We start from the raw sequence: 23,675 nt of genomic DNA on the forward strand, positions 1-23,675 counted from the left end.
TGTCAGACAAAAGATACAGCCACGAGCGCCTCAAAACCCGCCGAGGAAGTCGCCTGCACGTTGTAGGTGCTGGTCGCCGAAAGCCCGGTTGCATGGCCGCAGCCCTCGCGCATGTGAACGATGCCGTTAGCGCTATCGCATTGCTGTTCATGGTCCAATGTCGCACCAGAGAACGTGAAGGCGCCTGTCGCCGGCTCGACGCCGCTTGCCGAAGCGATTACGCAGCCGCCAGCACTAACCGTAAGCGTGCTGATAGTCGGATCGTTGCCGGTCGCCGTCTTCACGTCGACATGCGTATTCGATGTGTAGCCGGTGATCGTGTAGACGTCGGCGGCCGAAAACGAGTGAACCGCCGACCAGTCATCGATGATCGTGATGACGCCACCGGTCGTGATCTCGCGATAGGCGATGCCCGTTTGCGTGCCTTCGTTGACGCCATCGTTGATGCCGACCTGGCCGGCTATGGTTCCATTGGTCCCGTCGATGGACACAGAGACGATTGTTCTCTGTGCGGCGGCATTCCGCAGCGAGTGCGGGCAAACGACGACGATCTTGTTGCCCGCCGCGCCGACGTTGGCGGTAAATGTGTGCGGATCAGTTGTGATGTTATCTGTAAACGTGCCGATAAAGGTGACTGTCAGCCCTGCGGCAGCGGCGGCCATGACAAATTGATAAGGTCCAGCCATCGACCATTGCCGCATGCCGAGGATAGACATCAGCGCCCCTTGCCGGAACCGGAGGTTAATGTCTGGACGTCAACGGGCATGATTTCAGCCAATCGCCGGGTTAAGGAACCGCTTCAGCTGGCCAGCGACGATGTCAGGTACCGCACCTTCGAATGTTTGCCCCGGTACCGACCCAACCCACCATGCCCGTTCGGTGCGTTCCACACCGGGAATATCGACGACCTCGCTCTTCAGCGCGGGATCTCGGGTCGATTCGAGGTAGGCATACCGAAAGAAGTCGGTGGCTGCCTGCTTGAGGTCGCCGGGAATGGTCTCGAAGCCGGCCTTGTAGGTGGCGACCACCTTCCTAGCGCACCATCGGCGCGGGCAGTCCGAACTCAGGCGGGTGACGAGGCCGGATTCGGGATCGACCATGAAGTCGGTGTCGTCCAAGGTGGTGCCATCTTCGACCAGGCTGGAGACAACAACATTGTGTCGGCGCGCCAGCATGAGCTCGTCGACTTCGACCTGGTAGAATGTCTGCGTCAGCGTCTCCTGCTTCAGCGTTGCTTCGACGCCCTCGGTGCTCGATCCAACTGCGATGTTGCACTCCGCCATGATGGCCGAGGCGACGCGAAGCCCAAGTGCCTTCAAAGCGGTGTCCTGGCTGCCTCCAGTGATACCGGCGGCGGTGCGCAGCTCGTCGATCGACAGCAACGCGAGATCGCTGGCATCCTCGGTTATGGCCAGAAACGAACGCATCGTTGCGATCAGCCCTGTGCGGCGATACGGGCGTCGGCGATCTTGCCGAGGATGACGTCCTTGGTGTCACCGTCGACGACTGCGATCTTCTCGATGTCGACAGTCTTGGCGAGATCCTCGTCGGATAGCTTCATGAGGTCGGCCAGGATGGCGGCGCGTAGCTTGGCGACGTCCTCAGCCTTCACGGCCTCCGCTATTTCGTCAGCCGTGCTTCGCGATGCATAGCCCTTTGGCGGATAGTTCGCTGCCGGATACCCCGCGGAAACGAACTCAGCGATAGTGGGGCCGTCTTCGCGAAGAGCATCGTCGCCCCTGAGTGCGGCGACGACATCGCCCTTGTTTTTGGCCCTTGAGATATCGACGCCGCGCTCGACTGCAAGCGCGTCGAGTTCGGCGCGCGTCATCCTGTCCAGATCCGCGGGGTCGCTTGAAGTCGCGGCGGGCATCTCATCGCCTGCCAGGGCGAGCGCGAATGACCGCGCCGCCGGCAAATTTGGAATGAATTCCTTGTTCACGGTGACGCCACCGGCGTCAATGACATCGAACCCACCACCTTCGCTTGGGATCGCGCGATAGCCTGCCGGCATCTCGTCGGGGCGAATCGCCGAATAGGTCGGCGCAGGGATGAGGCCCGCCTCCGCGATCTCAGCGTCGCTTACTTCGGCGCAAGTCCCCATCCCGAGGCTCGCCGTTGCGGCATGGTAAGGCAATTCTATAATGGTCCCGGCCTCACGGCCGATCAATTGGCGAACGAACATTGGTCGTGCTCCGGGTTGAGAGGAAGAGGGCCACTAGAGCGGCCCTCGGTCTCGAGGTCTGCTATCAGTCGATAATGGCGCTCGGCGGGGTCGTCTGCGGGAAGCGCAGGTCTGCCAGCAGGAACTCGGCCTGGGTGATATTGGCGGCGTTCGAGGCCCCAGTCGTGAAGTAGATGCAGTCGAAGCCGTTCGCCGTATCGAGGAGGGCGGGGTCGATCTCGAAGACGACCTGCTTGTTCTTGACGGCGGCATCGGTGGTGTAGTTGACCGCATCGGTTCGCCGCACGAGGGTATCGGTGAGCGAGGTATCGAGGTTCGACCAGATCGGCACTGAGTTTGCCAACACCTTGGCGCCGGTGCCGGCGACGTCTTGGGCCTGCATCGGCGTCAGCGCGATCGTGGCGGCGTTGCCCTGAGTGATGTGGACGAGGATGTAGGCTTTGCCGGCATTCTTCAGGCTGACGATATCCGAACTGCGACCGGCGGCATCGGCGGCAGGGGCGATACCCTCGATGAGCTTCATCTCGTGAGGAAGGGTGAATTTGGTCATTTGCTTGTCTCCTTGGACAGCGATAAACGGGTTGATCGGGGAGCGGTGGGCCGGCCCGAAGGCCGGCTCCTTGGTCGCTGGAACTATCGCGTCTGGAGGGCGATGAACGGGCTCTGCGTGGCGGTGCCCTTGAACGGCGTCATCGGTGCCGCCCAGATCGGCTGACCGTTGAAGCGGTAGACGAACCGGAAGGCGGTTTCGTCGTAGATGAACCGAACGTGGATGGACGACGCGATCTGGGTCGGCCCCTTGTCGATCGCCAGATACTGCGACAGATCGGCAAGCACGATGTCGCCAGCGGTACCAAGCGTCGCGGCATATTCGACCGGGATGACCGGACGGCCCATCAGAGTCGCATACTGGTTGCCGTTGGCGCCAGGAGGCGTGAAGATCACCTGCGGGGTCGCGATGCCGCCAACATTTTCGGTACCGGCGACATTCTTGATCTTGATGTTGAACTGGTAGAGTTGCGGCTCGATATCCTGATTGACGAGCCACACCGCATTCTTGCGCGACCGCGCCGGCATGCGGGCCCACATTTTCAGGATGTTTTCCGCGACGATGGTGGCCGCCACCTGGCTGGTTTCCTTCGAGACGGTGATCGTCGAACCGCCGTTCAGGAAGCCGAGCGGCATGCCGGAGCCGTTGCCGTTCATGATGGCATCTTCAATCCTGAAGACGAACTCGTCAGCGAACGCCTGACGCAGCCACGATTCCAGCGCGGTGCTGTCCTGCAGCAGCTCGTCGGTTGCGTAGCAGAGGCCGGTGAGCTTATCGAGTTCCATCTTGATGCGACGGAACTTCGGCTGGCTCGCCGTCTTGAGCTGGGCCTCGCCGGTCCAGTAGGAAAGGATGCCGCCCCAGCGAGAGCCATTGGCTCGGCTGGTCTCGTCGACACCATTCATGTTGATGCCGTTCGAGGTGGCGCCAATGGGGATGCGACGAACACGGCTGGCGATCTCGCCGCCCTCATAGGTGTTCTGAAGCAACTCGTTGGAAAAGTCGGTCTGCACCAAGAAGCCGCCATCGGCAGCGACACCTTCCGACATCCCGGTCGGGCCAGCCATGATGAGGCGAGGATCCGCGGCCCCGCGATAATCGGGGTTGCCCGCTCTTGCGATGGCAAGCATCTGCTCGCCGAGCGAGGCGAAACGCTGCTCGCCGCCGCGGCCGCCACGATCACGCTGGTCGGCGTCGTTGTTGGCGTCGGTATTGCCGCCGATCGAGCGCTGGCGCTCCATCTGACGTTCGGCGCGAGCGATCTGGGCGTCGAGGTCGGTCAGTTCCGTCGAAATTGCATCATCGCGCGCTGCCTCGGCCTCGGTGAGACCGCGATTCTCGGTGGTGGCGACGTCGAAAACGCCCTGAGCCTCTTTGACGAGGTCGGCGCGCTTCTGGCGAAGGACTTTGATGTTCATTTCTGTGCTCCAAGTTGCTGAAACCGGGCAGAAGGGCGCGGAAAGTCTGCCCACGTGCCCGGCGGCTCGTGGGGCGCAAGCGAAATGGGACGACTGCTAGGCGCCGCGCGCGCGGGCAGCGTGACGGCGACGACGAAACGCATCTCGGTCAGCTGCGGCTTGCGACGCCAGTGCCTCCGCCTCGGTTTTCGAGACTTCATCAGCCGGTTCGGCCGTCTTGTCGGTCTCAGCCTGGCCGGGTGGCACTTCAAGGTCGACATCTACCCGCGGTTCATTGATGGTTTCAGCCTTGGGGCCGGTCGGCTTTTTCGCGGCTGCCAACTTGCGAAGGGTGTCGTCCATCGTGGCGACGCGGTCAGCCATTCCAGCCTTCACCGCCTTCTTGTCCTTCTCGGTGCGGCCTTGGCCAAAACCACCCACGACCTCGGCGAGTTCGACACCGCGGCCACGAGCGACTGCAGTCGTAAAATCGGAGTAGTAGGCGTCGATCTGGTCTTGGATCGCCTTCGAAGACTCGTCGTTGAGCGGCTCGAACTGGTTGCCTTCGACCTTGTATTTGCCAGCGGAGATGAAGGTGAATTTGAATCCTTCCATCTCGGCGGCCTTCGAGACGTCGCGGTGTAGCGAGTAGACGCCGATCGAGCCGACTTGACCGCCTGGGGTGACGACGATCTCGTCGCAAGCGCAGGCGATCCAGTAGGCAGCGGAGGCCGCCAAGCTGTTGACCTGTGCGACAACAGGCTTCTGGCCGCGGGAATTGAAGATCTCGTCGGCGAGGACCTGGACACCATTCACGTTGCCGCCAGGACTGTCGATGTTGAGCACGATCGCCTTAACTGTCGGATCGTTCATCGCGGATCTGAAGCTCGAAAGGACCCGCTCTGTTGAAGTCCCGCCCGGGCCGCTGATGTCGTCGACCTGGCGTGCATGCTGGGCGATGATGCCGAACACAGAGATCACTGCGATCACCGATGGGCCGCCGGCGCCGCCGCTTTCTGCGCGCGCATCAGCAGTCGCCGGCTGCAAGGCGTCGGAATCGACGAGTGCGACAACGCCGTTTGGTTCACGGTTCCCCTTGATGCCAGCGATCTCGTCGGCTGAAAGCCTGACGCCTTCGACGCGGCGTTCGATCACTTCCGCGATTGCCTCGAGGCGGTCCGGCATGATCGCCCAAGGATGCTGCAGGACCGCGGCACGAAGGTGCGGGAACCTAGTGGTCATCGGCTTGCTCCGTGGTGTCGTCGATTGCGGGACCGCCGTTGTGGCCAAGTAGCGCGGAGCCATTTGGCGGCTGCCCGTCGTTCCTGGGCACGTCGTTCGAAGTGGTGGTGTTAGTCGGAACCAACGGCTCATCGAGACCATCAAGCGGGTTGTAGCCGAGTGCGGCGCGAGCCTCATTGCGGGTAATGATGCCGTTGAGGACAGTTCTCGAATAGAAATCGGCCAAGGCACGAGAATCGCCCTTGATCAGCGGCTCGACGTCGAACTGGGCCTCGTAGATGTTCGGGGCCAGGATCAAGTCGCGCCGGATGGCGCCCGTCCAGCATCCCAGCCACGGCATGAGATTATTGCGAACGAAAGCAAGCATGATGGCTTCGACGCCGGTGCCCCACGAGCTCGTCTTGGTCATGTGGTGAAGCAGGACGAGCGGGACATCGAACCACCGCGCGATCTCCTCGATCTGGAATTCGCGCGTCTGAATGAACTGAGCTTCTTCGGCATCCAGGCTGATCGACTCGAACTTGGCGCCTTGCTCCAGGATCGGCGTCTTCATGACGTTGTGGATGCCGCCATAACCGGCGTTCCATTGAGCCTTGAAGCGAGCGAAGGCGGGGTCACTCATCGTCTTTTCGAGCGTGACAACGCCGGATGGGCGCGCACCATTCGAAAACATCCGAGCGCCATGCTCTTCCGCGGCGAGTGCGAGGCCGATGGTCTCCCGTGCGTAGGTGACCGGGCTGATGCCAACCAGGCCGCCAGGCGCGATATGGCTGCGAAGATGAAACACCTCATCCTGCAGCAGACGACGGGTCCCAAGCACTGGATCCGCGATCGTGTAGCGGATGGTCTGGTCAGGAAGCCGATCAACAATAACGCGATCGGGGTGGATAGGCTCGAGCTTGTCGGCGAAGCCCCGCGGGCCCGACATAATCTCGGCATACGCGTTCCCGCGAAGGGCGAGATGCATCATCATCATCGCCTTGAAATCCCAGGCGGACTGCCACGAGTTCGGCTGGTGTTCCAAGAGATCATTCAGAGGATGATCGGGCGCCTCAAAGGTTTTGCCAGTTTTCGGATCCTTTCGGTACATCCGGAGAGGCAAGGTTGCGACCGTCTTAGAAAGCAGCCCGATGCAGGCATAGGCCGCGGAGACGCGCATCGCGCCGTCCGGCGTGACGCGGCGACCGGCGTTGCTCATGCTGGAGATTGCGCCGTCATACCAGCGGTCATCGTCCGGAGCCAAAGTCGAGGCTTCACCCGAAGCCCGAACGCCCCCGAGCACCGCCGAAAACAGACCCATGCTCAATTACCGCCGCGCAAGGTGCCAATCACAGCCAAGCCGACAAGGATGCTGCCGGCAACCATGAAGCCGGCCGGCGCGTAGTGCAGCCATGCCCCATACCCGGCCAGCGCCGCGCCGCAGACGCCGACGATCTCGCGCACGGTCTGCCGATCGACCTTGATGCCGGACGTAGGATCTTCGTTTTTCGGCATATCAGGCGATCCTCAATCCGCGTTCTTCGTAAATCGACCTGCCAGCCTGAGGGTTAAGACCCATCAGGACCTTTGCATGCAGGACAGCCATAAGTGGGTCGATCTTGGCCGAGCCAGAGACCTGCTTGTCGATCGAGACCGCGTTGCCGTGCTGGACCGTTTTGGCGTTGCCGACGGCGAAACTCATCAGAGCGCTGCCGTTGTGAATGATGACACCACCGGCGAGGTCTCTCTCGGTGTCCTTGATGGCGCCATTCAGCTTCCAGCCCTGCGGGATGCCGATGATGCGATCCTTTTCTATCGGACTGTCGTCTCCAGTTTCTGGATGCGGGCTGGTCAACGCTTTCGTGATCGCGGCAACACCAAAGGAATCGACGCCGATAGCGTTTTCGTCGGCCAGCTTTCCTGAGGCGTGGACCTCTAAGACGTTGTCAGCGAGCTGATAGACATCGTCGCCAGGAAGCTGAACGAAGGTGAGCTCATGCAGGCCGGCGAGCTCGTCGAGCTTCGACGCGATCTCCGTGCGGCGCTGCTTTACGATCTCATGAGCCCACGCGTGGGTCCAGAGGAGCAGTTTTCCAGTCCCGATTTCGCGGCCGAGCACGGCGAGCCCGAGCAAGTCGTCGAGGCCTCCACCGTCGATCCCAATCGTTATGACCTCGGATCGCCGGATGACCTCCTGAAGGGTGAGCGTGCGGTCGACGTTCGATGCGCCTGTCTTCACATTGCCGAGCCAGAACTCGGCGCCTGCCCAGCTTCCCGACTTCAGACCGAGGCCGGATTCAATGTTGAAGTGCTTCGCCACAAACAAGCTGAGTGTCGAGGCGCCCGCAATCTCAGCCTGCTTTAGCTTTGTCGACAGCCACAGTTCGTCGACGGATTTTCCAAGGCTCGGGTTCGGGATGTACCAGGTCTTCCGATCGCGCCAGGGCTGCGCCTTCGCCATCTCGTCCGGATATTCGTAGATCAGCGCCAGCGAGGTGGGGTCATCGATCGTGCCGTTGCGGATAGCGCGGAAATATCGAAGCTTCTCCAGGAAGACGCCCGTCGGCGGCTCATCACTCTGCGTCGTCGCGTAGATGACGAAGCCTTCGTTGCGGGATGCCTGCGAGCCTGTCGCTTCGGACAAGATGTTGGCTGCCGACGCCTTCTTGCCGAACAGCCAGAGCTCATCGATGAAGACGACGGTCGCCTTCTGACCGCCGACGACATCGGCATCTGCCGATTTCACCGCAAGCACGGACTCATCGAGCCGGTTGAAAATTTCCCGCGTCGTGGTCGAGGATTTGAAGCGTTTGTAGAGCGCGTTGTCTTCGGTCACCATCCCATGGGCGGGCTCAAAGCTGTTGTCGGCGACATCCTTGGTCGGCGCCAGGATGAGGTATTCGCCCATCGCGCGCTCGTTCAGGATCAGCGCGGTCATCATAATGCCGGCGGCGATGGTCGATTTCCCGTTCTTCTTCGAGATCAGGACGAAGATTTCGCGGATGAGCTGGCGTCTCGCCACAGGATCGAAGCAACCGAATACCGCCCAGACCAGATCGAAGATCCACTCCGGAGAGCATTCCCCCAAGGTCGGCTTGCCCGGGATGTCAACGACCTTAAGACGCTTGAAGATCCGGAGCGCCTTCTCGGCGCGCGCGCGATTGATCGGTAGGCCATCAGGCAACAGGCTCTCGCCAGCGACGATGCGCGCCTCCCAGTCGGGGCGCGCTGTTGACCACTCCATCAGTTCGGTTTCGTCCCCGGGATTGGCGCGAGATCCTCACCCCATTCCGAGTTTGCGCCAGCCGAGAACGCTTCGTCGCGCTGAACTTCCTTTTTGCCGCGCTTCACAGACCGAGCAGCGGGCGGCTGCGGTGCCGTGCCAGCGCCGGCGTCTTTCTGCCTGGCGTCGAACTCCTCGGCCGCACCGGCGAGGCGCGTCATCTCCTCGAGGCGCTTCTGCGCGGTGACATTTCCGGTGCGCGCGCTCTTATAAAGCAGCCCGATTACCTCGCGGCGACGGTGCGAGAAGCCGTTGTCGAGTTCATCGGCGCAGTGTTTGCGGAGCGTATCGGCATCGATGCCGAGCGAGCGCGCAATGGTGGCCTCGCTCTCCCCGCAGGACCGCATCTCCTCAACGGTGCGCCTGATGGTCGCCGTTGGCTTCCATGTTGGCCGTCCTCGTTTTGCCATGCTGTTTTTCGGTCACTTTCGGCAAATCAGCCGGATTTCGGTGGTGGGAGAAAAAATTTCGTGAACATGAGCCCCGAGCGGTTGGACCCCCGGAAGGCCCCAGAGATCCGACCCCCCCCCCCGCCCATTCAGTAGTGACGCGCCATCCGTTCGGCTCGAGCGGCGGCGGTCTTGAGGGTGTGGTGTCGACCACAGAGGCATTGTCCATTGGCGACATCGAGAGGTGCACCGCCATCCTTACGCTCGACGATGTGGTCAGCGAAGAGGCGCGATGGTGCGATGATGATGCAGCGTCGACCATCATCGATGGCCTCGCATCTCTGACCAGCACGTTGCAGGACCTGGTTGCGCCATGCCCTATGCTGAGGGGTGAGCAGCTCGGCATCCGCTGTCTTGGTGATAGCTCTGGCGGTGCGCATGTCGACCTGCCTGACCTGCACGCCTATCTGCTTCGCCATTACACGCTGACCTTGATGACGTCCCTGTCCCCCGACCGACGTGGAGCTCGCGACAGCGAGCGCTCTTCTCTTCTACGGTTCTTGATGTAGTGCTGACCTTGAGAACGTAGAGAGCTCTACGATGGCGTCATCGCGCCTGAGGCGCTCGCCGTATGGCAGTACTCATCAGAACTTGGCGTCTACGCGAGGAGGGGAGCCGCGAAAGGAAGCACTATTTCGCGCCGTCACCGCAAATCACGTTTTCAGAAATGTGAGCGCTGTCCCTCGGGGACATCACGGAATGGCGATGCGCTGGGCGAGGTGTCCCGCCCGGTCCCGCCATTGGTCCCGCAACTGGAATGCGAATTCGCTTGACCCGCTTTGCGAGAAGCACGTCCTGCCCTATGATTCGCCTTCCAAGGGGGATAGCGATGCCGAGTCTGAAAGACTTCATGGAAGCCCTGGCCGTTGCCTGGCCTGTGGCCCTCACTGCGCTAATCGGGTCGGCAGTCGTCCTTACCGCGAACTCACAGGGCTTGAGCTACGCCACAGGCATACCGGCGTGGACGCTCACGGCTCTCTTTGTCGTCGCAGCTTTCGCTGCGGGCAGCTGCCTCGTGTCGCTGCTACAGGCCGTAGGCGGTCTGGCTACTTGGTGCGCGAGGTGGAACCGTACCCGCATTCATCGCAAGACCCAGGTCGAGTGGCTCAACAACTTACCCGCGAATGAGCACCGGCTGATGTCCTTCCTTTTCACGTCAAACATGCAGGCATTTCCCTATCCGTTTGCGGAAGGGCGCTTTGTCAGTCTGATAACAAAAGGCTTGGTGCTGGAGCAGAGTGGTCAGCACGCTGCGATAAGCTGGCCGCACGTTATCCCCGACCACATCTGGGCCGAGATGAAAAAAGACCCGGCGAAGTTTCGCCCCGACCAGGGCGATGGCAACCCTATGCGGCGGTTTTAGACGGTCGCCTTTGCCTTCGCGCGGCGCCTCAGCTTGTTCGCCTTTTCGAGGCGCTTCACCAAGGCGGCGATCTCTTCCCGTGTCGGGTACCTAGGGCGGGCGCCTGGCTCAATAAAGCCCCGGATACCATCGGTTGGTGATGTGGCGGACCTCTCGGAGGATACCGTTTGTGATGGCGGTTCTGGCTCGATTTCGGCAACGTCGTCAACGGCTTGATCGAAGCAGGGAACTTTGGCTTGCTCCAGCTGATCCGCAATGTCTTGGCAGATACGGGTTATCGTGTAGCGCAGCGTCCGGGTTTTGACACCTTCCCGGGAGGCGAAATCGTCGAGGAAGCGACCCTTGCGGGTCTTCGTCCAGGCCCAAGCGTAAAGGAGACGCCGATCCGACTCGGATTGCAACGCGTTTATCCATGCCCAGGTCGCCAGCATTCGGGTCAGCGCGCCGGGCGAGGGGCGGATCCTGATCTTCATGGCGCGAGGGTAATGCGGGATGTATTCCGGCCATGCGGAACCGCCGGAACCACCACCGACGTTCGGCGTCAGCATAAGCGTTTCCGCTGCCTCGAGGACGCGATATTCGACAGCTTTTGCCGTCCATGCTGTCACGCCGCCGCCCTCCTGCCGTCATCGACTATACCATCGGCCAGCCTGACCGCCAGCAGCACCCGCATGACGTGCGCCAGCGGCAACCCGACGTCGAGGACCTTGGCTTGATGCCGGATCTCGGCGAGGCTGATCCGGTCGAACTGCTCGAACAGGGCACCGCCTCTGGCCTCGATCGAGGGGTTCGCCACCAGTGTGGAGACCGCTTGGATGGTCTCAGAATAGAGTTCCGCCGCGTTGCCGCAGGTTTCCACGATGAGGCGGAGTGTCAGTGCGAGGTGCGCTTCGCCATGCCGTTGGCCGATCTTCTTCAGTGTCTTTTTCGCGAAGCACTCCCTCGGCCGGCGTTGGCGCCAGGCGTGGGCGTCGGGATCGACGAGGCGAACCCCGCATTGCTCGGCGACGCGCCAGACATCGCAACGGTGCTTCATCGCCGGCGCACCTCCACCGGGACGACGCGACCGTCGACGACGACACCACCGAGCGCCTCTATCTGAAGCGCAGCTTCGGCGGCGGCGCGGATCTCATGGAACTGCCTGGCGCCGAGGATGTCCTCGTCTGCGGGTATCGCTGGCTTGAAATGCAAGGCGAGCTCGGCCGCCTTGATGGCGGCGGTTGCGGAGGTGAACCGCTCCGGTCGCCCATCGGCGCCATCCAGGAGAATGTCTGGTGCACCATCACATCGGTAGGCGGCGCAGTAATACGTGCCGAAACTGATGGCTTCGATGCGGGGTGCTGTCATTTCGGAAGCGCCCATTTGTTGCGGGACGCCTTGGAGGGACATTGCGGGACGCGGAGGGACATTTCTTTGACAAGCTTCTTGTAGTGGGCTCTGAAAGCCGAGCGATTGGTGGGTTTCTTCGTTTTTTGGGTACTTGTCCCGCTCCGTCCCTCAATTTGCACGTCAGGGGCTTTGAAGGCCGTTGGCCTGTATCGCTTGATCGCAGCACGACACGCTTGTTTCGCTTCGTCGACGGGCATGGCAAACCACTCCCCGCGCAGCCGTGCGCCCTGAAGTGCGGCATGGGTTCTCGCTTCCATGAGCCGGATCTGACCGTGCGATGCCAAGAAAGCGGCGAACACGTAGAGCTGCGACGGATTACCAGTCTGCAACCCGTCGAGCCTTACCGACAGGAAGGTCGACTTCCCGATCTTCACGGGACCTGCTGGATCGTGAGCGACGATATAGACGACACCAATGCCGTTGGCTCGGATCAGCTTGTCGATCGTGCTCACCTGCTCTGGCGTGTACGGAGTCATAACTGGATGTCTCCGTCAGCCATGTCGGCGACACCCGCACTCATGGCCTCCGGGGTCGACGGCCCATACTCGGAATCGGTGGAGCGCTTGAACCCAGGAACCGGTCTCCCGGTGAGCCAGACGTAGGGTTCGGCACGCCCAATCCACTTTGCCCCGAAGAACCGTTCGCCGGCGCGTTGGAGCGCTTTCTTGACCCTCTCCTGCTTCTTCTTTGGGTCGTCGTCCTCATCCATGACCATCGATAGCGCGGCATACTCCTGGCGCCAGTGGCCCATGCGCACGATCGTGGTGATCGACCTCGGCAGTTTCAGCATAGCCGGCGGGCTCTCACCATGCCGCTCCAGCGCGTTGACGAGCGCTTGCATCGCGATAGCCTGCTGATCGCTGAGACGCTTGTCGTCGGTGACCTCTGGACCTTGCCCACCTGGTGGTGCACAGACCACGGACGTCATCGGCTTCCCGTTTGGCCGGGTGCCAAGGACAACCTGTTTCAGGATGAAGTCCCAACCGTGACCACGTTCACCGTCCTTGTTCTTCTGGATCGTGGCGCGGTGGATCTGGCGGACCAGCTGCGTGCCGTCGCCGCGATAGGCGACATCAAGGCGTTGCGTGATCTCCAGCTCGATAGCGTTGTCGACGTTGGCGAACAGCGAGGAGTGGCCGCGCGGATTGTTGCCGTTGCGGGGCTTGTGGTGGACCATCATCACGGTGCACCGGCATTCGTCACGGATCCGCTCCAGGTTGGTGAGTACGACCGACATGTCAGTGGAGGCGTTCTCGTTGGCGCCTGGCGTCGCTGTCGCCAGCGTGTCGATGACGACCAGCTCGAGCGGAGCGGTAAAGGTCTCCGACCACGCCTTGATCTCGGCGATCAGGGCATCGGTGCCGCGTGACGTCTCCACATCCTGCTCCCCGGGTCTCGCGAAAAGATCGATACGAGCGGGCAGCAAGACGAAGTCGACGCGCTCCCCATGCTCCATGTGGGTCTGCCGGTAGGCGCGGAGGCGCTGTTTCACCCCGATACCACCTTCGCCGGCCTGGTAGATGACGCCGCCTCTACGGACATCCTTGCCGTTGAAGGGGACGCCGCGGCCGACCGCCATCGCCATGTCGATGGCCTCAAAGCTTTTCCCCGAACCGGATTCGCCGTAGATGATGGCGACCTCGTGCCGGGTCAGGATGTCCTCGATGAGGTATTCGTGCTCCATCCCGGGTTCGTCGAGGCGATCCCATGTGACCGCCCCGAACCGCGACTTCGGCGGTTCCTTCGTCCATGGTCGGGCGTGCGTATCAACGATATCGAAGAGATCGGTGGCATCGCCACCCGCCTGCACCCAATCCCAGATATCGCCCTTCTCGGGGACCTCAGCCCAGAACTTGCGGATATCGAGCATCATGACCGATGCCGCGACTCCCTTCATGCGGGATCCGACGATCTGCATGTGCATCCTGCCGGCGTCGTCGTTGTCCGGGATCTGGATGATGTGGGCGCCCGCGAGCAGCTCGGCGTGGTAGGGCGTCCATTTTTTCGCACCGCCGGCATTGCAGGTCGCCGCGATCCCGGCGGCCCAGAGGGCGTCAGCCTTCTTTTCACCTTCGACGAGGTAGATCGCCTGACCCATGGCGATGGCCTCAGAGACCTCTGGCCAGCGGTACAGCGGCAACTTTTCGATGCCGTCGAACTCGCGGCGTTCCTTCATCCCCCATTTGTCGAAGGTCTTCGAATCGTACCGGGTCCAGTTATGACCGGGGCCTTTCCGCATGTATTCCTGGTCGAGGAGCCCGTTGATCCAGACGTCCTTCTCCTCGGCGAAGCGGCGGCGCTGCGCGAAGGTCTTATCGATCTTGCCGTGCTTGTTGAGGCGCCAGGTCCCATCGGGCTGCTTGTACTGCATCCGGACGACCTGGAAGACGAGGCCGCCTTCGGCGTCGGTGTAGTCGTAAGCGGCGACGATCTCTTTCTTGCCGGGGCCCGCGTTCTGGTTGGAGCCCGCCGCGGCGCCACGGTTATCGGGGATGTCGAACCCGTTGGCCTTCAGCCAGTCGACGGCGCCGTCGTCGCCGCAGCCCGTCAGCTTGGCGACTAGCCAGAGGACGCCGCCGCCCTCGCTGTTCTCGTGGTCGAAGGCGGTGTTCTTCTCAAGGTCGACCGACAGCGACCCGTTGGTGCCGTAGCGGTGGTCGTTGCCCTTACTGTGGTGCGGGTTAGGGGCGCCCAGCAACATGCTGGCGACCTCTGGCATCAATGCTCCGAAATCGAACCCTGACATGCTAGGCTTGCGACCTCTCTCGACGAGCGCGTCGCGCCGCCTTCCAATCGCCGGCTGGAGTGGCACCTCCCATATGCCAACCGCTGGCCGCTGTCGGCTCGATGCCGTCGAGAAGCGCGATGCCTTTGAGTGTCAACGTCGGCGCAAGGTCGATCAAACCGCGTTCCTCTGCCAGGAACAGCGCACGATAGTTCGCGACACGGTTTCCTGCGCGCACGGCTTTGCAAACATCGATGTCGGTCAGGAGAGATTTCACACCCGTCATCGGCGCTCCACCGCAACGGTCTTGCCGCCGCCACGCAGGAGCTTGCCGAACTTCGCCTCGGCCTCAGTGAGCCCAGCCGCCGCCTTATCGCCACTGCCCACGATCTGGCCTTGCAGATGGCTGCGCAGCGCGCGCCACGCCGCGATCTCGGCTTCATGCTCGGTCGCGAAGGTGATCGGGATACCGTTTTCAGCGACGAGTTCGTAATCGGCGCGATGCACCTTGCGGAGTTCGCCAACCCAGCCGATCGGGGTCTGACGGGCGCGGGCGTTGACCTCGTTCATGCGGATGCCTCCGCATTCGGCGCTGCATCAAGCCAGCGGACCAGCTCTTCCTCGGCATCGCGAAGCTTCTGCGTTGCCATGGCTGCCCACTCGACGGGGTATTCGGTGCCCCAGTGCGGCGGGTCTCGCCAGTCCAGCGCAAACCTCGCGGCAAGAGCATAGTGATCGGCGTCGTCCAGATAGACATCACCGAGCAGGGGATCGGTTTCGGCGGCGCATAGAGCCACGCGGGTGCCGTCGACGGTGCGGATTCGGATTGCCATTACCGCGTCACCTTCCACGTCCCGCCGTAGTCGACGAGGAAGCCGCGCATAACGGTTTCCGAGCCTACGAAGACCGGCGGCTGCGTCTTGCCGGAAAGCACGCTGATGAAGACACGGCGGGTGCTGACGATCTCGTCGATCTCCTCATCGCTCAGCTGCCAGCAGGAAACCGAGCAATGCCCGTTGGTGAACGTCCGAAGCCCAGAGACGTTCTCGGCCCCTGGTGGAGGGCCGAGGAACTGGTTGCTTTGTGGGAAGTCGACTCCATAGGCCATGAAATCAGGCGTCCTCCATCTCGTCTTCTTCCTCGTCGACGAGGTCGGCGTCGTCAGGCTCCGTTGGTGGCGCCGCGGCCAGGAGGGGGATCGCACCTGGCCCTGAGTAAGTTGGCGCGCGCAGCTCCGGTGGCAGCCAGCCAGTCTTAGGCACATTGGCGAGCGCGAAGGCGGTGAGCTCCGCCTTCTTCATCTTGTCGGCCTTGCGAGCCTCATCCTCGTTGAGGGCCTCGCGGATCGCCTGGACGACGAATGGCTTCGACGCGCCGCCAAAGTAGTCCGGGGCGTCGAAGGCCTCCAGGAGCGCACCGGTCATCTGCACGGGATCGATTGCAGCGGCGAGGCAATGCCGTTGCCCGCCGAAGATCTGGGTGCGAGCCTCGGGCGTATGAAGATCGACGGAAAGACCGGCGATACCGGCGGCGACACGGAACAGGTCGGTATCCGACATCGCGGTGAGGTTTGCCGCAGCAGCGGAGAAATCCTCCCGCGCATTGCTTGCTCGCCAGCCCATCCCCTCGTGGTAAGCCTTGATCGGTGACGCCGACCGGCTGGCGAGATGGCCGGCCAGCAGGAAGACGAGACCGAGCCTGGGTTCCTCTCTCAGTGCCTGCCGTGTCGCCATCGTGGCCTGCACGCTGAGGCGCTGGTGCAGGGCGTCAGATATCTTAGGCGCCGACTTCTCCTTCGAGCCATCCGCTTTCGTCGCGGCTGCCTTCTTCTCAGCTTGCGGCTTCAAGACGCCGCGCACCAAGTCCACTTCGCCGTTGTGCCCGATCTTCACGACCGCGCCGGCCTTGCCGAGCTGATCCGGTGTCCACTGCCGGCCTGCGATCGTGGCTTGCAGCGCGGCGAGGGCAGCGGCCTCTTTGGCCCCCGCCTTCTCCAGCTTCTTGATCAGTTTTTTCTCGTCGGCGGTCGCCTTGCCGTCGCCGGCCTTCTCGCGTTTCCAGCCTTGCTCCCAGTAATAGCCGAGGTCCGCACCCATGCCGACCCAAGACCAGCCTTCAGCCTTCAGTCCGGCGATCGTGGCAGCGATCTTTTCGTCGGCGACACGCTTCGCCAGCGCCTTGTCGGCGATGATGTGGTTGTCGCCGAAGAGATCCTGCGTGACCTCACCGCCGGCGGCCCGATAGGCGTCGAGACCGGCGATCTTGATGTTTCTGGCGGCGTCGTGATCGTTGCCGCCGAATGCTGCCAGGACGGCGCCAGCGTGAAGATTGCGATCCTTCACCAGCTTGTTGAATACACGCTCCTGCTCCTCGATCGAGGGCGCCAGCGTGAAGGCGCGAACGATATTGGCGCCGCTTCCGCGCTCATCGAGAGAACCGGCTCGCCAGGCATCAAGCAGAACCGGCGACAGCCTGCCCAGCGCCAGCATTCGCTTCACGCGCTTCGGCTCGATCCCGAAGCGCGCCGCGATCTGGCTCTCATCAAGCCCGCGATCGGCGAGTTCCCTGAAGGTCTCATAGGTGTCGGCCTCGTGTTGGGGGAGGCGGATCAGGTTTTCGGCCTGGCTGAGTTCGCGGGCGGTCTGATCGTCGTCTTCATAACCGATGATGCAGGGGACCGGGAATTCGTCGGTGACGGTGACACCAGCAACGCTGCCACCGCTCGTCGCCAGCTCGCAGAGCACCCGATAGCGCCGGCTGCCCGCCACGATGCGGAACCGGCCATCTCTCTCAGCCGGCCTGACGCGGATGGATTGAGCGAGCCCATGGGATTGAATCGAGGCCTTCAATTCGTCGACGCCCTCGTCGGTGCGGTGACGGCGCGCGTTGATATCGTCGTCGAGTTCCAGGTCGGCGAGCGCGACCGTTCTTGTCTGCAAGGTCATGTCGGTGTCCTTTCGGTGGAGGGTTTGCGGCGAGCCGCGACAGCGTGCTCAAGCTTGGCGACGGCCATGATGGTCGGCTTCAATTCAGCCGGGGCGCGGTCATAGTTGCGGTTGGATTTCCCGTTAAGGCGCGGCAGCAGGCCGATAGGTACCAGCTCCCAATTCGACGGGTCGGTGTTCAGCTTGTCGCCGAGACACTTCAGAACCATGCCTTCGGGAACGGGGCCGTTGGCCTGCTCCCAGAGGTAGCGGTGCTTGTGAACGCTCCACGTCGAAGCACCAGTCCACGGATTGGGCTGATCGATGACGACCCAGACGTAGCCGTGGCGGTCGACCCGCTCATGCCCCGCGCCGCGATAGGTGTGCGGTATCTGCCCCTTCTTGAACTGGGTCTTGGCGGAGTTCGCGTTGAAGGGCAGCTTCTTGCCCTTGCTCCATGGTGCCGCACCTTTGTCGAACTGGCCCGTCCTGCCTGTTTTCCAACCTTCACGCTTGCGCAGGCTGTGCAGCTTGGCAGCCGTGGTGTCGTCCCGGCCGAACTGCTTGCGGAATGCTGTGCACCACGCGTTGATCTCCATCGTGGAGTTGTCGCGAAGCCATGCGATCTCAGCCTCGGTGTATTTCAGGCGGCGGCCCTTGGTACGCCCTTTTGTCGGACCGACCTTCCAGCCCAGCCGCTTGCGGAGGCCGTGGAGGTGAATTTGCAGGACGTCCAGGCGGCCGAACTCAGCCTGAAAGGCGCGATAGTAGTCGCCGATCACCAGCATGCGGTTGGCTTCAAGCCATGACATCTCGGCAGCGCTATAGCTGATCGGCCCCCGCCTCATGACGCGCGCTCCCGGGCGGCATGTTCCAGTTCGGCGATCGCCAGTATCGTCGGCTTGAGCGCAGCTGGTGCGCCATCGTAGTTGCGGCCGTACCGTCCAGCGAGGCGGGCGAGCAATGCTCGGGGTACCGGCCGCCAATTCGATGGCTCCGTGTTGCGACGATCGCCGTCCAGACATTTGAGAGCGGAGCCCGCAGCGAGTGGGCCGTTCAATTCTTCCCAGCGGATGATGTGCACAAGGCGCCAACGCGACTGCAGCGGCATGCCGTCATGGATCTTGCGCTCAAGATAGCCATCTTTGTTGAAGCGCTCGGTCCCGATCGGTTTATATTTGGCGGCGGCGGCACCGGTCATGCTGCCCTTTTTGAACTGCGTCTCAGCTGCCCTGCCGCGGGCGGGATGAGGCTTTCCTTTGTTGAACGGAACTTGGCCCTTCTCGAAGCAACCATCCCGGCCGGTCGACCAGCCTTTGCGAGAGCACAGCGCCTTGATCAGGTCGAGCGTGACGTCGGTGCGACCGAACCGCTCCACAAAAGCGGCGTGAAGCTCGCGACGGCTCATTGCCTGCCGCCATTCCAGGAAGGAAAGCTCCTCGTCGCTGTATCGGATTTGGCGACCCTTCACTTGCCGGCGGCCTCGTTTGCGGGAGGCGCGATCATCGGCAGGTGCTTCATGAAGCGATCCCCATGCTTGGCGACGAGCTCGCAGGCCTGCAGGTTGAGCTTGGCGTTTTCGACGATCCGATCGGCGACATGGACCATGGCGTCGGTCCGCTCCACCTCGCTGGCGATCTGTTCAGGTGTCAGCTCCTCATTGGCGAGGCGCTCCATCTGCATGAAGAGGTGGTCGTTGAGGTCGGTCAGTCGGTTTTTCATGATTGAAATCTCCGGTTGGAATTGAGGTCTCGCCATTCCGTGGCACCTTCGACGTCCCGCATGGAGGCGTGATCGAGCGCGCCGGCGAGGTCTTCGGCGGTGCGGCGCAGCAGCTCGACGGCCCAGTCGGACGTGCTGTCGACGAGTTCCTCGAGTTGCCGGCTGGCGGTGGAGAGCGGGCCCGTCATTTGCCGCCACCTGACCCAGCGGCGTTGAGGCGGTAAATTTCTGCCGTCGCGGCGAGCTGCTTGCCGAGATCCTTGATTGACTTCGCGGCGGGATCACCGGCGAGGACGAGGCCGGCGTTCACCATCGCGTCATTGAGCGTGAAGGTCTGCTCGACTGTGGTCTCAGCACCCTTGACGGCGACGATCGAGAAGCCACGTTCCTCAACGCGGATCTCGCGCATAGTGTCGGGCGCACCGTAGACCTGGTTGGCGACGATGGTGGGGCCTGTCGGTGTGGCGGCGGGCGCGGGTTCCCCGGTCTGCACCAGCTGCACGCCGGCGTCGGACAGGATGCGCATGAGGTGGTCGGCGCGGCGACGGACCTCCTCCCGGCCGTCTTCATCCCAGTCATGCCAAAGCGGCCGGATCAATCCGAGGCGCTCACGGCGCATGCCTTCGGCTAGGATGTCTCTGATTGTGCGTGTCATGCCGGCACCTGCCGAACCGACCGGTAATGCGCCGTGACGGCGGCTTCTCGATCCCATCGCCCTTGAGGCGTCCAGGGATGTGACGTCGACCAGCCGCACCGACATACCGCCGTTGCGCAGCCGCCATCCGTCCGCATGGAAACGGGGTGCGCTTCGAACAGCGGCTCGCACGCCTCGCACGACGGAATGTCGTGTTCGTTGAGGGTGCGGCGGCCGCCACAGACGATGCAGTCGGTGCAGGTCATATCCCACCTCCGGCTTCACGCATCGGTTCGGCGGCGGCGATCTCATCGAGCCGTGCATAAACGGCGTCACGGGCGGCGCGCAGCGCCTCCTCGGCGGTCTTCACCGCATCGGTGAGCGGCTTCAGCTCTTCATGGCAACGGCGCTGGATCTCGACGAGTTCGGGGATGGTGCCGATCGCGCGAACCCAGGAAATGTGCTGAAGGCTCTTCTCGCCCTTTCCACATTGAGATGGTGGATACGTCTCGACCAGGGTCTCGTCCCCACCGACCCAAATCACCGTGCCGAGCCACCATTCGCCGGGCATGCTGTAACCGGTCATGCCGAGCAGGATGGTCGTCCCGGGCACGAGCTTTGAGCGGGCGATGGGCTTGCTCATCGTGGCGACCTCACGCGATTGCGGTAGACCGGCGGGAAGCCCTCGGGTCGAAACTGGTACCCACGGCCCCACACGGTCTCGATCACGTCGAGGCCGTCGTTCATCTCGATCAGCTTGCGGCGCAGTTTGCAGACCAGAACATCAATTATCTTCTGTTCCGGCTCATCTATACCGCCGTACATCCGGTCCATGAGGTTTGTCTTTGAAAGCGTCTTGTCTGGTTCGAGCGCGAGCGCTGTTAGGAGCTTTGCCTCAGCCCCGGTGAGATGCCGCGACCGGGCCACATTCTCGGCGTTCCCGGTCTCCGCATCGAACACGCAACCCGGCATCTTGATGAAGAGATGATCGTTGTAGGTGCCACGCCGCACCAGCGCCTTCAGCCTGGCGATGAATTCGTCGGCATGGATCGGGGCGGGTTGGACGTCATCGGCGCCGCACCGCAGGATTGTTGAAGCGGCGAGGGAGGTGAACTCGTCGGCGTCGAGCAGCACAAACAGGACGTTCTTGACGTCTGCCCTGCGGAAATCCCGGCAGGCCACCGCGGCGAAGCCGCTGTTCACCGCCCGGATCACTCCGATGGCATCGGGATCGCGGAACAGCGCGCTGCAGAGATCCTGTGGGAGTGTTTCGCCGGCGGATTCGAAGCCGGCGTCCTCGGCGGCGGCGCGCAGGGCACGCTCGATCTCTCGGGATGGTGCGGACACGACGACGCGCATCAGGCCGCCCTCGCCAGGATGGCACGCGCCTTGGCGCGGCAGGTCTCGTTCATGGTGTAGCCGAACCCGTAGACCGTTCCGAAGTCGATGCCGTGCGGTCTCGTCTTCCTGCGGATCCTCTTCATGTGCGAGCGGATCGCCCAGTCGGGATCGAGGAGCTCGACGAGGTGGCGGTCAGTGTAGATCGAGGCCTGCAACTGGCCGTACTGGGCTTCGCCACAGGTCACCAGCATCATGAAGATGCTGGCTTCAGCCTCCGTTAGATCGAAGGCCTTCCGCGCCAGACGGGCTTCGTTCCGCCCTGTCAGCCCGGCGATCGTCGCCTTGAGCTGCCGGTTTTCCTCCTCAAGGATCTCGATGCGATCGCGGAGACCGTGGTTGCCGAAGATCTCGTGCCGGCTCATGCGAATTCCTCCGGCCGGCGGAGGACGATGAGAAGACGGGTGGAGATGCGGCGAACGTATTTCCCGCCGACGAGGTGATTGAGGCATTGGCTATAGGTGTTGTGATCGAGCTGGAGGTCCGCCATGGTTTCGACGCGGCGCACCACGACCGGCTCGCCGACGGGGGCGAGACCGGTGAAGTAGGAGAGCAGCTCCTCGGCGCGAGCAGCGGCGGCCATTACGACCCCCGTCCTGGCGCGAACAGGCAGATCGTCTTGCCGGCATCCAGCCCAGCCTGATGCGCGCACCAATGGAATTCGCCGTCTGGGCTGTCCTTGATGCGCTTGTCGCCGTAGGGGACGACCTCACCGGTCGGGGTGTGGTAGCCGTCTGGGCCTTCCTTGACTTCGCCGGTCTTGGTGACGCGGCAATCGTAGTTGGCGCAGCATGCGAAGGGATACGACCATCCCTGCGGTTTCGACTGCGTTGGCAGCGCGTCATGCGCGGAAGCGGCGCCGCACATCACGAAGATGATGAACGCGACCGACGCCACCAGCATGCCGATCGCCAGCGCCCAGCTGAGGGAGTGCCGTGGCGCAAACCTGCTGTTATGTGGGCGGGCGCTCATGCCGGCACCGGGGCGAGGTGTTGGCGGAAGACGTCGAGCCGTTTCGGATCAACCGGTCTGAACCGATCAGCCGAAAACCCGGTGTGGCCGCGATCCCAACTCTGCCGTTCACAGGGGTTTTTGATCTCGACGAGATCAACCATGTCGCCGGCCGCGATCCGCATTTCGGGGGTGACACCGATCCCGAAGCCGACCGTCTCGACCGTGTAGACCTTGTTCAGGGCTAGCGGTGACGGCTCCGGCGGGAACCATGTCGCATCGACGCAGACGACGAGCTGGCCTGGACGTAACATCAGGAACGCTCCGCGAACTGCCGCATGTGGCGCGGGTGGACATGATCGATGGGGTTGTATGGCCTAGTCTTCGGCGCCTTCTTCGGGGTGCGCGGCCTACCCTTGCGCGCCGCCCTGTGGCGATGCTTTGCACCAGCGGCGCTCTCGTGATCGAAGGCTATGCTCCGCTCTTTCCGATCGAACCGCCGAGCCTCGCCGCGCGCAAGCACCGCGCCGGGGTGATTCGTCGGCACGATGGTGCGAAAGGCCGAAAGCGGCAGCTTGGCGAAGCGGCGGACGCGCTTCGCGGCTGCAGCGAGCTTCGTCGAAGCGATTTGATCGAGTGACCGACTGCGCATGCTGACTCCTCTAAAATCGATCGGGGACGGTGGAAGGGGCGTATCGGCGGCTGAGTTCTTCGGCTTCACGCTTGCGGCGCTCCGAGGCGATGAAGAGGTCGTCGACGGGTTGCGTGTAGCCAGGCGCGACATCGCACTCGACGTAGGACCACACCGCCAGCGCATCACTGCGATCGAAGGACTGATCGGCGTCATCCTTGCCTATCCAGCCCAGCGCCCGGCATTTCGCCATGATGGCGGGCTTCTGCTCGCCTTGGCCGCCGACGAAATGCTTCTTCACGGAGGCCTGGTTGATCCGGACATGCCGGTAAACCTTGAGCTGGTAGGCCATAAACTCAAGAACGGCTGGCATTCCGAGAAGGATGGTGGCTGTGCTGATGTTGGTGTGACCCTGGACGAATGAGCCAGGCAGCGGCGCCTCGATGGCGAGGACGTCGACCGGGTTCGCGGAGATGAATCCGGTGATCCAGCGACCGGCGCCGGAGAAGATGGCGCCGCGTGAGGCGCCTTCGGTGGCACACTCGATCGAGCCGGAGATCGGCCGCGAACCGGCGGCGCCGTAGGCCCAGCCCATCCGACGAGCGGCATCGATCGCGAGAATGCGTGGAGCAGTCATCCCAAACCCTCGGCCCGTTCGGGCGAATTGGTGAGCGCTGCTTTCCCGCCCTGGTCAGAAGGTTGCCTGTCGTTGTTTGGTCGGCAGCTACCTACAAGCCGTCACTCCATTTGGTCGGGGCGACCAGGCCGAAGCCCGGTCAGGCGCTGCACGTTGACGTTTCTCGGCTTTGCCAGCAGCATCCATGGCGTCGTTCAAACCGCCGCCCCTATCCCG

35 protein-coding genes are annotated in these 23,675 nt (G+C 62.7%); 1 reads left to right on the plus strand and 34 read right to left on the minus strand.

The window, feature by feature from the left end; all coding sequences use genetic code 11:
* Positions 1 to 2: 2 nt before the first annotated feature.
* The 11 genes from NKG99_RS03850 to NKG99_RS03900 form a co-directional block, all read right to left on the minus strand.
* Complete coding sequence (locus NKG99_RS03850) at positions 3 to 662, minus strand: hypothetical protein (protein ID WP_352864341.1); 660 nt, start codon at positions 660 to 662, stop codon at positions 3 to 5.
* A gap of 108 nt (positions 663 to 770) precedes the next feature.
* Entirely contained in the window at positions 771 to 1,427 is a 657-nt protein-coding gene (locus NKG99_RS03855; protein WP_352864343.1) for a head-tail connector protein, read from the minus strand.
* An 8-nt stretch (positions 1,428 to 1,435) separates the two neighbouring features.
* Positions 1,436 to 2,185, minus strand: coding sequence for a hypothetical protein (locus NKG99_RS03860; RefSeq protein ID WP_352864345.1), 750 nt, complete (start codon positions 2,183 to 2,185; stop codon positions 1,436 to 1,438).
* A gap of 64 nt (positions 2,186 to 2,249) precedes the next feature.
* Positions 2,250 to 2,735 carry a hypothetical protein gene (locus NKG99_RS03865; RefSeq protein WP_352864347.1) on the minus strand — a complete coding sequence of 162 codons (486 nt, stop codon included), beginning with the start codon at positions 2,733 to 2,735 and terminating at the stop codon, positions 2,250 to 2,252.
* 83 nt (positions 2,736 to 2,818) lie between these two features.
* The gene (locus NKG99_RS03870) at positions 2,819 to 4,153 is read right to left on the minus strand and encodes a phage major capsid protein (protein WP_352864350.1); all 1,335 of its coding nucleotides are present in this window, start codon (positions 4,151 to 4,153) and stop codon (positions 2,819 to 2,821) included.
* A gap of 96 nt (positions 4,154 to 4,249) precedes the next feature.
* Complete coding sequence (locus tag NKG99_RS03875) at positions 4,250 to 5,374, minus strand: S49 family peptidase (protein WP_352864352.1); 1,125 nt, start codon at positions 5,372 to 5,374, stop codon at positions 4,250 to 4,252.
* On the minus strand, positions 5,364 to 6,674 hold the full coding sequence (locus NKG99_RS03880; protein ID WP_352864355.1) for a phage portal protein: 1,311 nt from the start codon (positions 6,672 to 6,674) through the stop codon (positions 5,364 to 5,366). Before NKG99_RS03880 ends, NKG99_RS03875 begins: the two co-directional genes overlap by 11 nt.
* A gap of 2 nt (positions 6,675 to 6,676) precedes the next feature.
* Positions 6,677 to 6,868 (minus strand): hypothetical protein, encoded by a 192-nt coding sequence (locus NKG99_RS03885; RefSeq protein WP_352864358.1) that lies wholly within the window; start codon positions 6,866 to 6,868, stop codon positions 6,677 to 6,679.
* Between the two features lies 1 nt (position 6,869).
* Positions 6,870 to 8,597, minus strand: a complete 1,728-nt coding sequence (locus NKG99_RS03890) for a terminase large subunit domain-containing protein (RefSeq protein ID WP_352864361.1) — start codon at positions 8,595 to 8,597, stop codon at positions 6,870 to 6,872.
* Positions 8,597 to 9,046 (minus strand): hypothetical protein, encoded by a 450-nt coding sequence (locus NKG99_RS03895; RefSeq protein WP_352864363.1) that lies wholly within the window; start codon positions 9,044 to 9,046, stop codon positions 8,597 to 8,599. Before NKG99_RS03895 ends, NKG99_RS03890 begins: the two co-directional genes overlap by 1 nt.
* 128 nt (positions 9,047 to 9,174) lie before the next feature.
* Positions 9,175 to 9,504, minus strand: coding sequence for an HNH endonuclease signature motif containing protein (locus NKG99_RS03900; RefSeq protein WP_352864365.1), 330 nt, complete (start codon positions 9,502 to 9,504; stop codon positions 9,175 to 9,177).
* A 410-nt stretch (positions 9,505 to 9,914) separates the two neighbouring features.
* Between NKG99_RS03900 and NKG99_RS03905 the strand changes: the two genes are divergently transcribed.
* Positions 9,915 to 10,448, plus strand: coding sequence for a hypothetical protein (locus NKG99_RS03905; RefSeq protein ID WP_352864367.1), 534 nt, complete (start codon positions 9,915 to 9,917; stop codon positions 10,446 to 10,448).
* Here the strand turns inward: NKG99_RS03905 and NKG99_RS03910 are convergent.
* From NKG99_RS03910 to NKG99_RS04020, 23 genes are all read right to left on the minus strand, one after another.
* Positions 10,445 to 11,056: a hypothetical protein gene (locus NKG99_RS03910; RefSeq protein ID WP_352864369.1), complete on the minus strand. Its 612-nt coding sequence runs from the start codon at positions 11,054 to 11,056 to the stop codon at positions 10,445 to 10,447. The two genes, NKG99_RS03905 and NKG99_RS03910, sit on opposite strands and share 4 nt — an antisense overlap.
* Positions 11,053 to 11,484, minus strand: a complete 432-nt coding sequence (locus NKG99_RS03915; protein ID WP_352864372.1) for a hypothetical protein — start codon at positions 11,482 to 11,484, stop codon at positions 11,053 to 11,055. Before NKG99_RS03915 ends, NKG99_RS03910 begins: the two co-directional genes overlap by 4 nt.
* The gene (locus tag NKG99_RS03920; protein WP_352864374.1) at positions 11,481 to 11,795 is read right to left on the minus strand and encodes a hypothetical protein; all 315 of its coding nucleotides are present in this window, start codon (positions 11,793 to 11,795) and stop codon (positions 11,481 to 11,483) included. Before NKG99_RS03920 ends, NKG99_RS03915 begins: the two co-directional genes overlap by 4 nt.
* Entirely contained in the window at positions 11,792 to 12,313 is a 522-nt protein-coding gene (locus NKG99_RS03925; protein ID WP_352864376.1) for a GIY-YIG nuclease family protein, read from the minus strand. The genes NKG99_RS03920 and NKG99_RS03925 overlap by 4 nt, the downstream gene beginning before the upstream one ends.
* A complete protein-coding gene (locus NKG99_RS03930; RefSeq protein ID WP_352864379.1) occupies positions 12,310 to 14,556 on the minus strand; it encodes an AAA family ATPase in 2,247 nt (748 codons plus the stop codon). Before NKG99_RS03930 ends, NKG99_RS03925 begins: the two co-directional genes overlap by 4 nt.
* A 28-nt stretch (positions 14,557 to 14,584) precedes the next feature.
* Positions 14,585 to 14,848 (minus strand): hypothetical protein, encoded by a 264-nt coding sequence (locus NKG99_RS03935; RefSeq protein ID WP_352864382.1) that lies wholly within the window; start codon positions 14,846 to 14,848, stop codon positions 14,585 to 14,587.
* A complete protein-coding gene (locus tag NKG99_RS03940) occupies positions 14,845 to 15,132 on the minus strand; it encodes a hypothetical protein (protein ID WP_352864385.1) in 288 nt (95 codons plus the stop codon). The genes NKG99_RS03935 and NKG99_RS03940 overlap by 4 nt, the downstream gene beginning before the upstream one ends.
* Positions 15,129 to 15,395, minus strand: coding sequence for a hypothetical protein (locus tag NKG99_RS03945; protein WP_352864387.1), 267 nt, complete (start codon positions 15,393 to 15,395; stop codon positions 15,129 to 15,131). The genes NKG99_RS03940 and NKG99_RS03945 overlap by 4 nt, the downstream gene beginning before the upstream one ends.
* Positions 15,395 to 15,670 (minus strand): hypothetical protein, encoded by a 276-nt coding sequence (locus NKG99_RS03950; protein ID WP_352864390.1) that lies wholly within the window; start codon positions 15,668 to 15,670, stop codon positions 15,395 to 15,397. The genes NKG99_RS03945 and NKG99_RS03950 overlap by 1 nt, the downstream gene beginning before the upstream one ends.
* 4 nt (positions 15,671 to 15,674) lie before the next feature.
* Entirely contained in the window at positions 15,675 to 17,507 is a 1,833-nt protein-coding gene (locus NKG99_RS03955) for a ParB/RepB/Spo0J family partition protein (protein WP_352864392.1), read from the minus strand.
* A complete protein-coding gene (locus tag NKG99_RS03960) occupies positions 17,504 to 18,274 on the minus strand; it encodes an HNH endonuclease signature motif containing protein (protein ID WP_352864395.1) in 771 nt (256 codons plus the stop codon). The genes NKG99_RS03955 and NKG99_RS03960 overlap by 4 nt, the downstream gene beginning before the upstream one ends.
* A gap of 56 nt (positions 18,275 to 18,330) precedes the next feature.
* On the minus strand, positions 18,331 to 18,957 hold the full coding sequence (locus NKG99_RS03965; RefSeq protein WP_352864398.1) for an HNH endonuclease family protein: 627 nt from the start codon (positions 18,955 to 18,957) through the stop codon (positions 18,331 to 18,333).
* Positions 18,954 to 19,208: a hypothetical protein gene (locus NKG99_RS03970; RefSeq protein WP_352864400.1), complete on the minus strand. Its 255-nt coding sequence runs from the start codon at positions 19,206 to 19,208 to the stop codon at positions 18,954 to 18,956. Before NKG99_RS03970 ends, NKG99_RS03965 begins: the two co-directional genes overlap by 4 nt.
* Positions 19,205 to 19,396, minus strand: a complete 192-nt coding sequence (locus NKG99_RS03975; protein WP_352864402.1) for a hypothetical protein — start codon at positions 19,394 to 19,396, stop codon at positions 19,205 to 19,207. The genes NKG99_RS03970 and NKG99_RS03975 overlap by 4 nt, the downstream gene beginning before the upstream one ends.
* Complete coding sequence (locus tag NKG99_RS03980; RefSeq protein ID WP_352864405.1) at positions 19,393 to 19,968, minus strand: hypothetical protein; 576 nt, start codon at positions 19,966 to 19,968, stop codon at positions 19,393 to 19,395. The genes NKG99_RS03975 and NKG99_RS03980 overlap by 4 nt, the downstream gene beginning before the upstream one ends.
* A 136-nt stretch (positions 19,969 to 20,104) precedes the next feature.
* Positions 20,105 to 20,485, minus strand: coding sequence for a hypothetical protein (locus NKG99_RS03985; protein ID WP_352864407.1), 381 nt, complete (start codon positions 20,483 to 20,485; stop codon positions 20,105 to 20,107).
* Entirely contained in the window at positions 20,482 to 21,201 is a 720-nt protein-coding gene (locus tag NKG99_RS03990; RefSeq protein ID WP_352864410.1) for a winged helix-turn-helix domain-containing protein, read from the minus strand. The genes NKG99_RS03985 and NKG99_RS03990 overlap by 4 nt, the downstream gene beginning before the upstream one ends.
* Positions 21,201 to 21,605, minus strand: coding sequence for a helix-turn-helix domain-containing protein (locus NKG99_RS03995; RefSeq protein ID WP_352864413.1), 405 nt, complete (start codon positions 21,603 to 21,605; stop codon positions 21,201 to 21,203). Before NKG99_RS03995 ends, NKG99_RS03990 begins: the two co-directional genes overlap by 1 nt.
* Positions 21,602 to 21,823: a hypothetical protein gene (locus tag NKG99_RS04000; protein ID WP_352864416.1), complete on the minus strand. Its 222-nt coding sequence runs from the start codon at positions 21,821 to 21,823 to the stop codon at positions 21,602 to 21,604. The genes NKG99_RS03995 and NKG99_RS04000 overlap by 4 nt, the downstream gene beginning before the upstream one ends.
* A complete protein-coding gene (locus NKG99_RS04005; protein ID WP_352864648.1) occupies positions 21,823 to 22,143 on the minus strand; it encodes a hypothetical protein in 321 nt (106 codons plus the stop codon). The genes NKG99_RS04000 and NKG99_RS04005 overlap by 1 nt, the downstream gene beginning before the upstream one ends.
* A gap of 65 nt (positions 22,144 to 22,208) precedes the next feature.
* Positions 22,209 to 22,505: a hypothetical protein gene (locus NKG99_RS04010; protein WP_352864418.1), complete on the minus strand. Its 297-nt coding sequence runs from the start codon at positions 22,503 to 22,505 to the stop codon at positions 22,209 to 22,211.
* Entirely contained in the window at positions 22,505 to 22,843 is a 339-nt protein-coding gene (locus NKG99_RS04015; RefSeq protein WP_352864421.1) for a hypothetical protein, read from the minus strand. Before NKG99_RS04015 ends, NKG99_RS04010 begins: the two co-directional genes overlap by 1 nt.
* A 10-nt stretch (positions 22,844 to 22,853) precedes the next feature.
* The gene (locus NKG99_RS04020) at positions 22,854 to 23,459 is read right to left on the minus strand and encodes a hypothetical protein (protein ID WP_352864424.1); all 606 of its coding nucleotides are present in this window, start codon (positions 23,457 to 23,459) and stop codon (positions 22,854 to 22,856) included.
* Between the last annotated feature and the right edge of the window lie 216 nt (positions 23,460 to 23,675).

It is taken from the genome of Mesorhizobium sp. M1409 (assembly GCF_040317535.1).
In the GTDB taxonomy this organism is placed as follows: domain Bacteria; phylum Pseudomonadota; class Alphaproteobacteria; order Rhizobiales; family Rhizobiaceae; genus Mesorhizobium.

Excerpts from the sequence above, each read along its gene's own strand:
- NKG99_RS03880 (WP_352864355.1), bottom strand. The coding sequence starts at position 6,674 with ATGGGTCTGTTTTCGGCGGTGCTCGGGGGCGTTCGGGCTTCGGGTGAA.
- NKG99_RS03925 (WP_352864376.1), bottom strand. The coding sequence starts at position 12,313 with ATGACTCCGTACACGCCAGAGCAGGTGAGCACGATCGACAAGCTGATC.
- NKG99_RS03950 (WP_352864390.1), bottom strand. The coding sequence starts at position 15,670 with ATGGCCTATGGAGTCGACTTCCCACAAAGCAACCAGTTCCTCGGCCCT.
- NKG99_RS03975 (WP_352864402.1), bottom strand. The coding sequence starts at position 19,396 with ATGACGGGCCCGCTCTCCACCGCCAGCCGGCAACTCGAGGAACTCGTC.
- NKG99_RS03885 (WP_352864358.1), bottom strand. The coding sequence starts at position 6,868 with ATGCCGAAAAACGAAGATCCTACGTCCGGCATCAAGGTCGATCGGCAG.
- NKG99_RS04020 (WP_352864424.1), bottom strand. The coding sequence starts at position 23,459 with ATGACTGCTCCACGCATTCTCGCGATCGATGCCGCTCGTCGGATGGGC.
- NKG99_RS04000 (WP_352864416.1), bottom strand. The coding sequence starts at position 21,823 with ATGGCCGCCGCTGCTCGCGCCGAGGAGCTGCTCTCCTACTTCACCGGT.
- NKG99_RS03930 (WP_352864379.1), bottom strand. The coding sequence starts at position 14,556 with ATGCCAGAGGTCGCCAGCATGTTGCTGGGCGCCCCTAACCCGCACCAC.
- NKG99_RS03860 (WP_352864345.1), bottom strand. The coding sequence starts at position 2,185 with ATGTTCGTTCGCCAATTGATCGGCCGTGAGGCCGGGACCATTATAGAA.
- NKG99_RS03915 (WP_352864372.1), bottom strand. The coding sequence starts at position 11,484 with ATGAAGCACCGTTGCGATGTCTGGCGCGTCGCCGAGCAATGCGGGGTT.
- NKG99_RS03955 (WP_352864392.1), bottom strand. The coding sequence starts at position 17,507 with ATGACCTTGCAGACAAGAACGGTCGCGCTCGCCGACCTGGAACTCGAC.
- NKG99_RS04015 (WP_352864421.1), bottom strand. The coding sequence starts at position 22,843 with ATGCGCAGTCGGTCACTCGATCAAATCGCTTCGACGAAGCTCGCTGCA.
- NKG99_RS03995 (WP_352864413.1), bottom strand. The coding sequence starts at position 21,605 with ATGAGCCGGCACGAGATCTTCGGCAACCACGGTCTCCGCGATCGCATC.
- NKG99_RS03935 (WP_352864382.1), bottom strand. The coding sequence starts at position 14,848 with ATGACGGGTGTGAAATCTCTCCTGACCGACATCGATGTTTGCAAAGCC.
- NKG99_RS04005 (WP_352864648.1), bottom strand. The coding sequence starts at position 22,143 with ATGCTGGTGGCGTCGGTCGCGTTCATCATCTTCGTGATGTGCGGCGCC.
- NKG99_RS03940 (WP_352864385.1), bottom strand. The coding sequence starts at position 15,132 with ATGAACGAGGTCAACGCCCGCGCCCGTCAGACCCCGATCGGCTGGGTT.
- NKG99_RS03895 (WP_352864363.1), bottom strand. The coding sequence starts at position 9,046 with ATGGCAAAACGAGGACGGCCAACATGGAAGCCAACGGCGACCATCAGG.
- NKG99_RS03980 (WP_352864405.1), bottom strand. The coding sequence starts at position 19,968 with ATGTCGGTGCGGCTGGTCGACGTCACATCCCTGGACGCCTCAAGGGCG.
- NKG99_RS03890 (WP_352864361.1), bottom strand. The coding sequence starts at position 8,597 with ATGGAGTGGTCAACAGCGCGCCCCGACTGGGAGGCGCGCATCGTCGCT.
- NKG99_RS03960 (WP_352864395.1), bottom strand. The coding sequence starts at position 18,274 with ATGCTGGTGATCGGCGACTACTATCGCGCCTTTCAGGCTGAGTTCGGC.
- NKG99_RS04010 (WP_352864418.1), bottom strand. The coding sequence starts at position 22,505 with ATGTTACGTCCAGGCCAGCTCGTCGTCTGCGTCGATGCGACATGGTTC.
- NKG99_RS03865 (WP_352864347.1), bottom strand. The coding sequence starts at position 2,735 with ATGACCAAATTCACCCTTCCTCACGAGATGAAGCTCATCGAGGGTATC.
- NKG99_RS03900 (WP_352864365.1), bottom strand. The coding sequence starts at position 9,504 with ATGGCGAAGCAGATAGGCGTGCAGGTCAGGCAGGTCGACATGCGCACC.
- NKG99_RS03945 (WP_352864387.1), bottom strand. The coding sequence starts at position 15,395 with ATGGCAATCCGAATCCGCACCGTCGACGGCACCCGCGTGGCTCTATGC.
- NKG99_RS03855 (WP_352864343.1), bottom strand. The coding sequence starts at position 1,427 with ATGCGTTCGTTTCTGGCCATAACCGAGGATGCCAGCGATCTCGCGTTG.
- NKG99_RS03970 (WP_352864400.1), bottom strand. The coding sequence starts at position 19,208 with ATGAAAAACCGACTGACCGACCTCAACGACCACCTCTTCATGCAGATG.
- NKG99_RS03905 (WP_352864367.1), top strand. The coding sequence starts at position 9,915 with ATGCCGAGTCTGAAAGACTTCATGGAAGCCCTGGCCGTTGCCTGGCCT.
- NKG99_RS03985 (WP_352864407.1), bottom strand. The coding sequence starts at position 20,485 with ATGAGCAAGCCCATCGCCCGCTCAAAGCTCGTGCCCGGGACGACCATC.
- NKG99_RS03990 (WP_352864410.1), bottom strand. The coding sequence starts at position 21,201 with ATGCGCGTCGTCGTGTCCGCACCATCCCGAGAGATCGAGCGTGCCCTG.
- NKG99_RS03875 (WP_352864352.1), bottom strand. The coding sequence starts at position 5,374 with ATGACCACTAGGTTCCCGCACCTTCGTGCCGCGGTCCTGCAGCATCCT.
- NKG99_RS03920 (WP_352864374.1), bottom strand. The coding sequence starts at position 11,795 with ATGACAGCACCCCGCATCGAAGCCATCAGTTTCGGCACGTATTACTGC.
- NKG99_RS03870 (WP_352864350.1), bottom strand. The coding sequence starts at position 4,153 with ATGAACATCAAAGTCCTTCGCCAGAAGCGCGCCGACCTCGTCAAAGAG.
- NKG99_RS03850 (WP_352864341.1), bottom strand. The coding sequence starts at position 662 with ATGGCCGCCGCTGCCGCAGGGCTGACAGTCACCTTTATCGGCACGTTT.